The organism is Streptomyces sp. NPDC051217, from assembly GCF_044455465.1.
GTDB lineage: Bacteria > Actinomycetota > Actinomycetes > Streptomycetales > Streptomycetaceae > Streptomyces.
Genome location: NZ_JBITEV010000001.1, coordinates 1,037,474 through 1,050,222, shown reverse-complemented (window position 1 = coordinate 1,050,222; position 12,749 = coordinate 1,037,474). Strand labels below are relative to the sequence as shown.

The 12,749-nt window shown below is 68.7% G+C and carries 10 protein-coding genes and 2 pseudogenes; 6 read left to right on the top strand and 6 right to left on the bottom strand.

Annotated features, from left to right (window positions below; genetic code table 11):
• Positions 1-214: 214 nt before the first annotated feature.
• The gene (locus ACIBBB_RS04770; protein ID WP_398978651.1) at positions 215-1,681 is read right to left on the bottom strand and encodes an FAD-dependent oxidoreductase; all 1,467 of its coding nucleotides are present in this window, start codon (positions 1,679-1,681) and stop codon (positions 215-217) included.
• Positions 1,682-1,710: 29 nt separating this feature from the next.
• On the opposite strand from ACIBBB_RS04770, the gene ACIBBB_RS04765 reads away from it, so the two are divergent.
• Positions 1,711-2,379 (top strand): TetR/AcrR family transcriptional regulator C-terminal domain-containing protein, encoded by a 669-nt coding sequence (locus ACIBBB_RS04765; protein ID WP_398978849.1) that lies wholly within the window; start codon positions 1,711-1,713, stop codon positions 2,377-2,379.
• A 365-nt stretch (positions 2,380-2,744) separates the two neighbouring features.
• Here the strand turns inward: ACIBBB_RS04765 and ACIBBB_RS04760 are convergent, their stop codons facing one another.
• Complete coding sequence (locus tag ACIBBB_RS04760; RefSeq protein WP_398978648.1) at positions 2,745-4,574, bottom strand: PhoX family protein; 1,830 nt, start codon at positions 4,572-4,574, stop codon at positions 2,745-2,747.
• Between the two features lie 362 nt (positions 4,575-4,936).
• Positions 4,937-5,187 (bottom strand): annotated as a pseudogene (locus ACIBBB_RS04755) (heavy metal translocating P-type ATPase); the annotation flags it as partial.
• A gap of 223 nt (positions 5,188-5,410) precedes the next feature.
• Between ACIBBB_RS04755 and rpmF the strand changes: the two are divergent.
• The 4 genes from rpmF to ACIBBB_RS04735 all read left to right on the top strand — a co-directional run bounded on the left by rpmF (position 5,411) and on the right by ACIBBB_RS04735 (position 9,824).
• The gene (gene rpmF / locus ACIBBB_RS04750; RefSeq protein WP_398978646.1) at positions 5,411-5,581 is read left to right on the top strand and encodes a 50S ribosomal protein L32; all 171 of its coding nucleotides are present in this window, start codon (positions 5,411-5,413) and stop codon (positions 5,579-5,581) included.
• 237 nt (positions 5,582-5,818) lie between these two features.
• Complete coding sequence (locus tag ACIBBB_RS04745) at positions 5,819-7,279, top strand: Y4yA family PLP-dependent enzyme (RefSeq protein WP_398978644.1); 1,461 nt, start codon at positions 5,819-5,821, stop codon at positions 7,277-7,279.
• The gene (locus ACIBBB_RS04740) at positions 7,276-8,601 is read left to right on the top strand and encodes a pyridoxal-phosphate dependent enzyme (RefSeq protein WP_398978642.1); all 1,326 of its coding nucleotides are present in this window, start codon (positions 7,276-7,278) and stop codon (positions 8,599-8,601) included. Before ACIBBB_RS04745 ends, ACIBBB_RS04740 begins: the two co-directional genes overlap by 4 nt.
• A gap of 5 nt (positions 8,602-8,606) precedes the next feature.
• On the top strand, positions 8,607-9,824 hold the full coding sequence (locus ACIBBB_RS04735) for an aminotransferase class V-fold PLP-dependent enzyme (protein ID WP_398978640.1): 1,218 nt from the start codon (positions 8,607-8,609) through the stop codon (positions 9,822-9,824).
• Between the two features lie 72 nt (positions 9,825-9,896).
• On the opposite strand, the pseudogene ACIBBB_RS04730 reads toward ACIBBB_RS04735, so the two are convergent.
• Positions 9,897-10,109, bottom strand: a pseudogene (locus ACIBBB_RS04730) (hypothetical protein); the annotation flags it as partial.
• A 192-nt stretch (positions 10,110-10,301) separates the two neighbouring features.
• Between ACIBBB_RS04730 and ACIBBB_RS04725 the strand changes: the two are divergent.
• Positions 10,302-11,135, top strand: coding sequence for a class I SAM-dependent methyltransferase (locus ACIBBB_RS04725; RefSeq protein WP_398978638.1), 834 nt, complete (start codon positions 10,302-10,304; stop codon positions 11,133-11,135).
• A 315-nt stretch (positions 11,136-11,450) separates the two neighbouring features.
• Here ACIBBB_RS04725 and ACIBBB_RS04720 read toward each other — a convergent pair whose 3' ends face one another.
• Positions 11,451-11,924, bottom strand: a complete 474-nt coding sequence (locus ACIBBB_RS04720; RefSeq protein ID WP_398978636.1) for a GNAT family N-acetyltransferase — start codon at positions 11,922-11,924, stop codon at positions 11,451-11,453.
• Positions 11,925-12,014: 90 nt separating this feature from the next.
• Complete coding sequence (locus ACIBBB_RS04715; RefSeq protein WP_398978635.1) at positions 12,015-12,731, bottom strand: VIT family protein; 717 nt, start codon at positions 12,729-12,731, stop codon at positions 12,015-12,017.
• Positions 12,732-12,749: the final 18 nt, after the last annotated feature.

The following is a 12,749-nucleotide window of genomic DNA, read 5'->3' as shown; positions in this document are numbered from 1 at the left end:
CACGGTCGCCGATCCCGTGCACGCATCGTCCTCGTACAGGCGGGCGCTGCCAAGCCTTCCGGCGGCCGGCCGGCCCGTCGGCGGGCCACTCGCCCGGCAGCCGACGCAGCCGGGTGGCGCAGCTCGTCCTGGCCACGGGTACCGATTGAAGGAGGGACGGCCGTCCTTTCCGGTTGACCCGGTCGCCGTCTCAGCGAGAACCGCCTTGACGTCGTCAGTCACGGCTGAAAGCAGCTTGGGCCGATCCGGGGCCGCCCACCGCCTCCAGCCACTGCGCCAGACCCGTCGCTTCCTCGCCCGCCCATCCCACGTAGCCGTCCGGGCGGATCAGGAACAGGCCCTTTCCGTAAGGGGTGTTCGCGGGCAGGCGGCGCACGTGCAATTGGTCCGTTTCACCTGGAGGGGCCTCCGCGTCCGTGCCCGCCATCAGCAGCGTGAAGTGCGGTCCCCGCAACCCTTCGAAGATTCTGGTGCCGTCCGCGAGGCGGCCGTCCGGGGCGCGGTCGCCCGCCTGCAGGGCGCCGGCCGCACCTGTTGACAGAGGGCCGTTGCGGTAGCCGAGGCCCAGTTGGCGCGTGGCCGCGCCGCGCTGTTCCTCGCCCCGGTGGACACGGGTCGACAGGCCGAGCACCTGCTCCGCCACTGGCCGCCGCTCGGCCTCGTACGTGTCCAGCAGCGCCTCCGGTGCCCCGCCGAGGAGCACCTGGCCGAGCTTCCAGCCCAGGTTGTACGCGTCCTGGATGCTGGTGTTGAGGCCCTGGGCACCCGCCGGGGAGTGGATGTGGGCCGCATCGCCCGCCAGGAAGATCCGGCCCTCCCTGAATCGGTGGGCCAGTCCCGTGCGTGGGCGGAAGTCGGACGCCCACAGCACCTCGGTGACGTCCTCCGCGGCCAGATGCGTACGGGCCGCGACGAGTGTCCGGATCCCCGAGTGCGAGGTGTCCGGCGCCGATCCGCTCTCGACGCTCGCCGACAGCTGGAAGTCGTCCGTCCCGGGCAGCGGGCACAGCGTGAAGAACGAGCCGTTCGCGCCCGGGAACATGTGCCAGTTCAGCCGGTCCAGTGTGGGGATACGGAGGTCTGCCACCACGATCGGCTTCGGGTCGACGGTTTCGCCGGTCATCCCGATGCCGAGCAGCCTGCGGACCGTGCTGCGCCCGCCGTCGGCCGCCACCAGGTACCGCGCCCGTACTGTCCTGCCCCCGGCGACTCCCGCGGCCCCGCCGCCTCCGGAGAGCTCCGCGGTCACGCCCTCACTGTCCTGTGTGAAGCCGGTCAGTGCCGTACCGAAGGTGACACTGCCGCCCAGCTCCACCAGCCGGTCGTACAGGATCTCCTGCGTGCGCCACTGCGGCACCAGCCGGGGCCCCGGGTACGGCTCCCCCTCCGACGGCGCCGACTCGTCGGACATCTGGCGCTCGCCTTTTCGCTCGCCGTCCTGCCAGACCATCGGGACCGGCGGGGGGCCGCCCGCCGCGAGCATCGCGCCGACCACTCCGAGGTCCTCCAGGACCTCCATCGTGCGGGGCTGAATGCCCTTGCCCCGCGACCCGGGGAACAGCTGCGCCGACTGCTCCACCACCTGTACGGACACCCCGCGGCGGCTCAGATCGATCGCCAGGGCCAGACCTGCGGCTCCCGCGCCGACGACCAGTACGTCCTTAACGTTGTTCAGTTCCATGATTCCGAGAATGTACTTAACGATGTTAGATTGTCAAGGTGGCTCATACTCGACTCGACCGGACCCTCGTCGCCCGCACCGCGCTTGACCTGCTGAACGAGGTGGGTCTCGAAGGACTGACGCTGCGCGCCATCGCCGCCAAGCTCGGCGTCAAGGCGCCCGCCCTCTACTGGCACTTCAAGGACAAGAAGGCGCTGCTCGACGAGATGGCGACCGAGATGATGCGCCGGATGGTGGACGACCTGTCCGTCTCCGCCCCGGGCAACTGGCAGGACGGGCTGGCCGAGGGCATGCGCGGGCTGCGTGATCATCTGCTGCGCTACCGCGACGGCGCCAAGGTCTACAGCGGTACGCACTTCACGGACACTGCCTACGCCGGGCCGATGGAGGCCAACCTGCGCGCGCTCACCGGAGCCGGCTTCACGCAGGCGGCAGCGGCCCGCGCGTGGTTCACCGCGTACAGCTACACGATCGGCTTCGTCATCGAGGAGCAGTCGATGGGGCCAGACCCCGCCACGGAAGGCGGCGACGCGTACGACGTCGATGCCCGCGCCGAGCGGCTTGCCGCGTACCCGAGGGCGGCGGCCGGCGGGTACGAGATCTTCCGCGACCGCGGCGCGGGCTTCGAGGCGGGGCTCGCCGCCGTCGTCGCCGGCATCGGCCTGACCCTTCTCGGACCCGGCCACGAGAGCGCCTGACGGCATCCGGCGATCTCAGGACGGCGCCCCGTCCCTCAAGAAGGTGCCCGGCGGCCTCAATACCGCTTCCCGCACCCCTGGGCCGGACACCGCCGAAAATTCTCCGCCGGTCGGCGAGATTCTCTCCGCCGGCCAGGTCGGCGTCTCCTCGGAGTAGTTGACCAACGGTGTTGGACAACTGGCTTTGCGGTGCTCCCCGTTCTTCTCTCCGGGTGGAGGACCAGCTTTTGAGGAGAGCCGGTCCTCCATCTCCCGAGCGGGTGCCCGGCCCGGCATCGATGTGGTGATCCGGCAGACCTGAACGCCGACGCCGGTACCGCAACCGCTGCGGACCGGCGCGGCGTCGAAGTCTGCGTGGAGTGCGCTCAGCGGGCGCCTACCACACCACCGTCTTCCCTGGTGATGACGATCGTGGCAGACCGGGGACGGCCGGTGGGACTGAAGTCGGGCCAGTTCGAACTCAGCCGGGGGTTCTCGGGCGTACCCGAGTCACCGGGGTGCTGGATGTTCACGAACAGCGACCGGCCGTCCGGCGTCGACGTGATGCCGGTGATCTCGCTGCGCGGCGGACCGACCAGGAACCGCCGGATGTCGCCGGTGTCGGGGTCGGCCGCCAGCATCTGGTTGTTCTGCGCGACGCCGTTGACCGTCGGCTGGGTGCCGTCGGTCTGGATCCACAGCCGGCCCTGCGCGTCGAACCAGAGGCCGTCGGGCGAGCCGAAGGCCTGGTCCGGGGGAACGGTGGCTCCGCTGGCCTCGTCCCCGGCGAGCAGGAAGATGTCCCACTCGAACTTCTCCGAGCTGGGGTTGCGGTTCTCGTCGATCTTCATGATGTGCCCGAAGCGGTTGTTGAGCCGCGGGTTGGGCGCGTTCACCGACTCGGTTCGGGCCGTGTTGTTGGTGCAGGTGAAGAACACCGCGCCGGTGCCGGGCTGCACCGAGCACCACTCCGGGCGGTCCATCGGGGTGGCTCCCACGGCGTCCGCGGCAAGACGCGCGTGGATCAGCACCTCGGCCTGGTCGGCGAACCCGTCGGCCTCGGTCAGGCCCGGCTTGCCGTGCACCAGCGGCAGCCACCTGCCGGAGCCGTCCTCCTCGAACCGGGCGACGTACAGAGTGCCCTTGTCGAGGGGGCTGCGCCGACGCTTGAGCGCGTCCTTGATCGGCTCGGCGCCCACGAACTTGTAGAAGTAGTCGAACTGCGTGTCATCGCCCATGTAGACGACGGCCTCGCCGCGCCTGCCGCGCACGACGACGGCGTTCTCGTGCTCCATCCGCCCCAGGGCGGTCCGCTTCTTCGGCTTCGACGAAGGGTCGAAGGGGTCGATCTCGACCACCCAGCCGAACCGGTTGTACTCGTTGGGCTCCACCCGCATGTCGAACCGCCGTTCCGTGGTGTACCACGGGTACGGGCTCTCCGATCCGATGCCGTAGCGCTCCTCGACCGAGCCGGCCGGCGGCGGTTCCTCGTCGTAGAAGAAGTACTTGTTGATCGTCTCTTCGCACGTCAGGTAGGTGTCCCAAGGGGTCGGCCCGCTGGCGCAGTTGTTCAGGGTGCCCAGCACCCGGACGCCGTGGGGGTCCGCGCTGGTGCGCAGCAGCGGGTGGCCCGCCGCCGGACCGGTGATCTCGGCAGGCGTGGTCATGGTCACCCGGCGGGCGTACTTGGATTCGTTGAGGCGCCACTGGTCGTCGCGGCGCCGCTCGATCTCGATGATCGACACACCGTGCGCGGCCATCGACTTGGCGGTCTTCTCCGACGTCCAGTCGGCACGGCCGTCGGTGTGCAGCAACTGCTCGGCCGTGGCCTCGTGGTTCACGCAGAGCAGACCGGAGCGATCGCCCTTGAGCGGGAAGAACCACATGCCGTCGTGCTGGTCACCTGCCTGCTTGGCCTGCTCGGCAGCGGTGTTGCCGGCGTCCTCGGCGTAGGCGGGCCCGGACGGCACGATCGGGTCGCCCCAGGGGTAGAGCACTTGGTATCTGTAGCCAGGCGGCAGCACGACCTCGTCGGCGGTACTCGGTGAGACCGCCGGGAACCCGAGCAGCGGCTTGCGGCCACCGCGAGTCGCGACTCCCGCCTGTTCGGTAGCGGCTGCCGCGGGCGGGGCCGCGAAGAACGACGCGGCAGCGGTGACGAGCCCTCCGGCAACCACCGTCCTGCGGGAGAGGCGACGCTGGGCCAGTTCGGACATCGAAGGTGAAGCAGACGGGGAAGGGGAAGCGGGTGTGTCGGGGCGCACGTACGGCCTCCAGCCAAGATCAACAACGGGGGTGCCCCTATCAGGGGTTCGCCACACTAGGAAGCCGAGATGGCCCGATCTCCCCTCGAAGGTAAATGAAAGGTCAAGAGAGGGAGGCGTCGAGGTGGAACTCCGGGATCCACTGGGGCGATTGGGATCATGGCGCGGCCGTCGGCCGCGCCGGCACTCCGTCGATGCGCGCCGCGGGGCCCCGGCCCCGGCGCCGCCCGCGCCCCGTTCACGGGTGACAGGATGCGGGGACCCGCCACGCCGGGCCGCCCCCGGTGCGGGGGCGGCCTTCTTGCCGTGGTGGCTCACCGGTTGTCCTGCCCGGCGGCGCGGTTCCAGGCGGCGTCGCGCAGCAGGCGCAGGCCGTTGAGGCCGACGATGACGGTGGATCCCTCGTGGCCGAGCACGCCGAGCGGCAGGGGCGGTGTCCGGCGAGGTCCCAGATGACGAGGCCGGAGATGAACACCCCGGCGATGACCAGGTTCTGTACGACGAGCTTGCGGGCCGCGCGGGACAGGGCGATGACGGTGGGGACTGTGGCGAGTTCGTCGCGGGCCGCCGGGATCAGGGCCGTCGCGCACTCGGCGGTCCGGTCGTAGACGTCGCCGTTCTGCGCGTCGCCCGGCATGCACCCTCCCGCGAAATCAGAAATGATAATCGTTTAGCTTAGCCGGATACCGAGCCTGTGCGCCACGACACGCACGCCCGACCTCGGGCCAGTTGAGAATGGAATCCATTTCCGTATACCGTCTGCTGCTCACCCACCGAGGAGATACGTCATGGCCGTTCCGAAGCGGAAGATGTCCCGCAGCAACACCCGCCACCGCCGCGCGCAGTGGAAGGCCACGCCGCCCCAACTGGTACCCGTCACCGTCGACGGGGCGGTGTACCGAGTGCCCCAGCGACTGGCCAAGGCGTACGAACGCGGCCTGCTGCGCCCCGAGGGCTGAACGCCATGACGGTGCGTGCGGGCAGGAACATCCCAAGTGGCCGCCGGCGCACCGGGTCCGGCGGTGATGATGCGCGGAGCCCCTATCGGGACCGAGCCCCCTCCAGCCGGGATTGACCTGCACGTCCGCACCCGGGTGCCGTGCGTCACCGCCGTACATACGACTCAGAAGCCCGGGGAAGGTATGCGTGCGAACAGTCACGAACAGGTGGTCACCATGGCCGACCGAGGAGACTGGTTGAGCCCCTTGCCCTTGTACCTCGAACCGCGTGTCGAGCCGCGCATGGTCGACCTGTTACAGGAGGAGGGTTTCCTTCGCACGCTGGTGGACGCGCTCGGTTCACCGTTGAACGTGCTGCTGCCCGATCAGGTCGCGGACAACGTTGCCAGGTTCCGTTCCGTATACCGCAAGCACCGTCTGAGCGGCACGATCTTCTTCGCCCACAAGGCCAACCGTTCGAGCGCTCTGCTGCGCAGGCTCGCCGCCACGGAGGCGTCGGTCGACGTCGCGTCGCTCGGCGAGTTGCAGCACGCCCTGGGCGCCGGCTTCACGCCGGACCGGATCATGGCGACCGGTCCCAAGGACATGCCCTTTCTCTGGCTGGCGGCCCGGACGGGAGTGACCGTTCATGTCGACAGCCGGGCGGAGTTGGAGCGGCTGGCGGCTGTTGTCCGTTCGTCCTCGCTCCCACGGGTTCGGATCGTGCTGCGGCTGTCCGCGTTCGACACCTATGGCGCCAAGGTACTGAGCCGGACCAGTCGTTTCGGCTCGCCTGTGAGCGACCTCGACAGCCTCCTCGGAGCGGTCGCCGAGTGCGGCTCGGCGGTGGAACCGGCAGGGGTGGGCTTTCATCTCGACACGACCAACGTCGCGGAAAAAGCTCTCGCGCTGGAAGGCAGCATCACAGCGATGGAGGTACTGCGCGAGCGCGGTTTCCGACCTCGGACCGTGGACATCGGCGGCGGGTTCGGGGTCAACTACCTGGCTCACCGCGAGCAGTGGGAGCGCTACACCACCGAACTGACCATGGCGGTCCTGGGCCGACGGCCTTCCTTGTCGTGGCGCGGCCATGGCTACGGGCTGCGCAACGAGAACGGCACAGTGCGCGGTTCACTCGGCCTCTATCCCGCCTACCGCGCGGTGGCGGGCGAACAGTACCTGGACGAGATCCTGTCGAGCCCTGTCAGCTCGGAGGCCGGAAGCACCCTGTCCTCCGCACTCCTTGAGAATCTGTACGACCTCAGTACGGAGCCCGGCAGGGCCCTTGTCGACCAATGCGGCGTAGTGGTGGCCCGCGTACTCGAAGTGCGGAACCCCGACGACGGGCCGCCTCTCGTACGGCTGGCGGCGAAAGCGGACGACATCGGTCTGGAGGACCACGGGATATTCGTGGATCCGGTGATCCTCGGCCATGACGCGGCCCGTGACGGCGAAGGCGTGGGGGTGTTCCTGTCCGGCAGCCTGTGTCTGGAAGGGGACCTCATCTCACGCCGGCTGGTGTTTCTTCCCCGTCTGCCGGGCCCCGGCGATCTGCTCGCCTTCGTGAACACCGCGGGATATTGCATGGATTTCCAGGCCAGCCGGGCTCAACACCTGCCTGCCGCGCAGAAGGTGGCCGTCTGGCAGGACGACGGTTCCTGGCGGTGGAGTCTGGATGAACAGTACTGGCCGACGGCAGGTCTGGGGGGAACGCAGTGAGGTACGACAGCGTCACCGCGGCGATCGGGGACACACCGCTGGTCCGCATCGAACCCGCGGTTCATGGGCTGCGTCACATCGATGTGTACGCAAAGCTGGAGATGCTGAACCCCTTCGGGTCGGTGAAGGACAGGGCGGCGTGGAACATGGTGCGACCCGGGCTGGAGTCCGCGGTCGAACGGCGCAGTCAGATCGTGGAGCTCTCCAGCGGTAACACGGCCAAAGCGCTGTCGGTGATCGCCGGCATGTACGGGCTGTCCTTCAAGAGCGTCACAAACCGCATGCGGGTCCCGGAGGTCAGGGACCTGCTCCTCCTGCTGGGGGCGGAGATCGAAGAGCTCCCCGGCCGCAGCGAGTGCCTCGACCCCACCGACACCGAGGATCCGCTGACCCTCTTCCACCGTGCCCTGTCCGACCCGGACAGCACCTACCTGCACACGGACCAGTACTACAACGAGAGCAACACGCGGGCACATGAGCTGGGCACCGGTCCGGAGATCCTGGCGGATCTGGACGGCCGGGCACCGGACTGGTTCATCGCCTGCGTGGGCACTGCCGGCTCTTCCACCGGGGTGGCCAGAGCGTTGCGTGCAGCTGATCCCAGGGTCCACGTCGCGGGGCTGGTCGCCCACAAATCAGATTTCATTCCGGGCATCCGCACCATCGACGAGGTGCACGAGGTGGGACTCTTCGACCCGGCCACGTACGACACCATGGCGTCCGTCTCCGCCGACGAGGCAATCGAGGGGATGCTCACCCTCAACCGCCGGTGCGGCATCCTCGCGGGCCCCACCGGCGGCGCCGCCTTCCACGGCGCGGTCCGTCATCTCCAGGCGGTCGACACTCCGACGGCGGACGGCGAGCGGCGGACCGCGGTGTTCATCGTCTGCGACCGGGTCGAGAGCTACCTCAGCTACGTCAAACAGCGCCGGCCGGACCTGTTCGGTCTCAAGGAACGCAAGAACTCCCTCCGGGACGTCTCCGAGGCGGAGTTGGGCGCGGTTGTTTCTGTTCCGGCCCACGAGGCCGAAGCGTGGATCGGCACGGCACAGCCGCTCATCATCGACTTGCGGAGTGCTTCCGCCTACACCGCGCTGCACATCGAGGACTCGATCAACATCGCCGACGAACTGTTCGGGGAACTCGTCCGCGGCGGTCTCCCCTTCAGCCGGCGTCGGCCTGTGCTGCTGGCCTGCCCGGTCGGCGACCGGTCCGCACGGTTCGCGGCCCTGCTGACCCGGATGGGACATTCCGAAGTCCGGAGTCTGGACGGCGGGATCATCGCCTGGCGTGACGCCGGCGCACCGCTGGTGAGGGACTGACGCCGATGCCCTCAGCCGTACCACCCACCAACGCCCCCGACTTCCCCGAGGAGTTGCGCGACTGGCAGCGCGCCCTGCGGGAGCAATTCCCGATCCTCACCGGTCACCCCGGCCTGGTCTATCTCGACAGTGCGGCGACGGCACAGAAGCCGCAGGCCGTGCTCGACGCCGTCCACAAGTATCTGACGACGGCGAACGCCAACGCCGGACGTGGCACCTACCCGTGGGCGAACGCCTCGACCACCCTGGTCGAACGGACCAAGGAACAGGTCAAAACGTATCTCGACGACCCGGCGCCCGATCGGTCCACCGTCCACTTCACCAGCGGTACCACCGAGGGGCTGCGTACCGTCGCGCGCGACTGGCTCGCCGGGGCGCTGCGGGAGGGGGACGAGATCATCGTGCCGTTCGCCGATCATCAGGCGAATGTCGCCCCGTGGACGGAGGCCGCGGATCTCCTGCTCTCCCGAGGCGTGCGGGTAGCGGTACGCGGTATGCCGTACCAGTCGTCGTCGGGTGATTACGACATGCGGGCACTCGCCTCCATGGTCGGCCCGCAGACCCGTTTCGTCGCGGCGACCCATGTCCATCACGTCTACGGCGCGGACATGAACGTCCCTCGCATCCGTGAAGCGGTCGGGCCGGACATCCCGATCTGTCTCGACGCCGCCCAGAGTGTCGGGCATCTCCCGGTGTCCGTCCGAGACATCGATGTCGACTTCGTGGTCTTCTCCGGCCACAAGGCCATGGCCTTGCCGGGGTCTGGCGCCGTGTGGGCCCGTCAGAGCCGGGGCGCACGGTTCACTCCGGGCGGATGGAGCGGAACGCCCAACACCACCGGCATAGTGAGCCTGTCAGCCGCCCTGGACTGGCTCGGTGAGGCGGGCACGGATCGTATCGAGCGATGGACGACGGCTCTCGCGCTACGGCTGACCGACGGACTGCGACACCTGCCCGCCTATCAAGTGCTGGGCTGCCAGACCAGCCTGGCCCGGGAATCTCAAGTTCAGCACCGCTGCGGCATAGTGACGTTCCGTCATCACACGATCGGGGCCGCCGACTTGGGGTTCGTCCTCTTCAGCCACGGGTTCATGGTGCGTACGGACGGACACTGCCAGGGCGAGGCAGGCGAGCGCACGAGTTCCGTACGGGTCAGCACCCACCTCTACAACACTCCCGAAGAGATCGACCAACTGCTCGGTGTGCTCGGCTCCCTGGAGTGAACTGCGGCGGCTCCGGTCACTCCTGAGTGTGCCGGATGGCGTCCAGGACGATATGGGCCACATGGTCGTCGGTCAGTGAGTACTCGACCTCCCGGGCCTGGCGGCGGGATCGCCCCAGTGGCCTTCATGCGACGCGTGGCGGTGGCCTTCATGCGACACGTGCCGGTGGCCGTCATGAACGTAGTCGGTGTGATCTTCGTGCGGCACGGCCATATGGCCGCAGTCGGCACCGTGCCCGTGGGCGCGTCCCTCGTGCACGGCATGCCCGGCCGTGGGGCACTCGTCTCGCACGGCTGCGCCGTCACTCGCACATGCACCCCGCCATGCGAGGCGGCGCTTAATGGATATGATTTCCAAGAGCTGCGGATCCGGTTGCCGCCGGAGCGTCCTGCCGCGGATGGGAGTCGTATCGACCCCGGGATGACGCGGCATCCGGAGAAGCACATCAGGAAACTGAGGGATCGGGATCACATGAGCATGAGCCTGCCAACCGCCGCACGGTGGGTTGACCGCTGGGAACAGCAGCAGCAGCGATACGCGGTAGATCGCGAGGAACGCTTCACCGTCATCGCCGACGTCGTCGAGCACGTGACCGCGGACCGACCCACCCCTCGCATCCTGGACCTCGGCTGCGGCCCCGGATCGCTGCCCGCACGGCTTTCGAAACGGTTGCCGCACGCGCGAATCGTCGCCGTGGACATGGATCCCCTTCTCCTCGAACTGGCCCGCACTCGCCACCCCGACGCCGCCCGTTACGTCGAGACGACCATCGGCACCCCGGGATGGGTCTCCGCTCTGCAACTCTCCGGCCAACTTGACGCCGTGGTCTCCACCACAGCGCTCCACTATCTGCCGGAAGACATCCTGCGGCGCACCTACGCGGAACTCACTCCGCTGCTGCGCGACGGCGGCGTCCTCATCAACGCGGACCACCTCTCGCAGGACGGCGGCGCCACCACCGCCGAGATCACCGCCCACGTCGGACACCGGCGCGCCGAACGACAGCAGGCGTACGCACATGAGGACTGGGAATCCTGGTGGACCGCCATCGAGCAGGAACCCGAACTGGCCGAGTTGCTGGCCGTGCGACGCCAACGCGGCGTGGCACACGCCAACGGCTGCGCACTCACCGTCACCCGTCACCTCCAGCTCCTCCGAGAGGCGGGCTTCGCGCAGGCCGGCTCTGTCTGGCAGATCGGCAACAGCTGCGTCATCGTCGCCATCCACGAGCAGTCGGCCAACGCGCAGGAGTGGGTGGCACACCGCACGAGGCCCTCTACGACAGGACGGCCGGGTATGCAGCGCTCCTGATGACATCTCCGTCTCCGAACGGCCTCGGCGGTATTCGACGACGCCTCCGACGGCTTCGCCATATGGACTCCGCCGCTGTGGGACCCCCTCGGCCGCGCCACCGTCGACGTCGTCGGGCCCCGGCCGGGCGAGCACGTTCTTGACGCCTGTTGTGGAAACGGCGCCGCTGCCATCCCCGCCGGAAGGGCGATCGGACGGGACTGTGTGACGACGTCTACGGAGGGCCTGTTTGGGCAGCTGAGTGCGAGGCATCGGCCGTCGGCGCTCACCCTGGGGAGGGGCCGGTGATGTCTGGATCCGCGACCGGGCGGGCGGTCAGGGCCGCGAGACGTTGAGTGGCAGATCTCGGTGGAAGACGGCCATGGCCCGGCCGGGGCCGTTGTAGTCGTCGACGGTCTTCGTGTGGAAGCCGAGGCGGCGGTGGAAGGCGATCGAGCCGGTGTTCTCGATTGACGTAATCGCCTTCAGCTGCCGTGCACCGTGACGTTCCGCTGCTTCAGCGAACGCCGCATACAGACGACGCCCGAGACCGGTGCCACGGGCGTCGTCCCGCGTGGCGATCAGATGCGCGTACCCGGTGCCCTCCGGGGTGACGAACCCGAAGATGTACCCACGGATTCCGTCCTCGGCCCGGGCAACCAAGCAGGTGGAACCGAACTCCTGCACCAGCGCCAGAAGATGCAGCGACCGAAGGTCGCGTTCACCCCAGTAACGGGTGTGATCAGTCAGGACCTGGTGGAAGTCGGCCATCTCGGCCGGTGCGATGTGTATCCCCATGATGAAGATCATGGCAGGCACCTTGGCCGTCACAGGCGAAGGTCCACACGGGTTCGGCAAGTTGTGACGCCGACCTCTGGCCCGTGCGGCCAGTTCCCGCGTTCAGCCGCCGGCTGAGCTGAGGGCCAGGCCCACGGCGTAGGTGACCGCCATGGCGAGTGCTCCGCCGAAGACGTTGCGCAGCACCGCCCGCCGCGGGGGAGCCCCGCCCAGCAGTGCGCTGACCGCCCCCGTGGCCGCGAGAACGACGAGGACGGCAACGGCTGTGACAACCACCCGCGACGACGCCGGCAGCAGCAGGATCACGAGCAGCGGCATCAGCGAGCCGACAGTGAAGGACACGAAGCTCGCCCCCGCCGCCTGCCAGGCACTCGTCAGCGCGTCCGGGTCGATCTTCAGCTCGGCGTCCGCATGCGCGGCCAGCGGATCCCTCGCCGTCAACTCCTCAGCCACCATCCGCGCCAGCGCGGACGGAAGCCCCTTCGCCTCGTACAACCCCGTCAACTCATCCAGCTCGGCCTCCGGAGTCTCCGCCAGTTCCCGCTCCTCCAGCCGCAGTGAGGCGCGTTCGGAGTCCCGCTGGCTGCTGACGGAGACGTATTCGCCCACCGCCATCGACATCGAGCCGGCCAGCAGTCCGGCCAGCCCCGCCGTCAGCAGAGCCGTATGCGAGGTGGTGGCGCCGGCCACACCGATGACCAGACCCGCTGTGGACACCACACCGTCGTTCGCTCCCAGTACCGCGGCACGCAACCAGTTCAGCCGTCGGCCCATGGACCGGCCGTGCGGCTCGTCGTGCCCGCTCACCTGTCCCGTCATCTGCCATCCTCCAAGAAA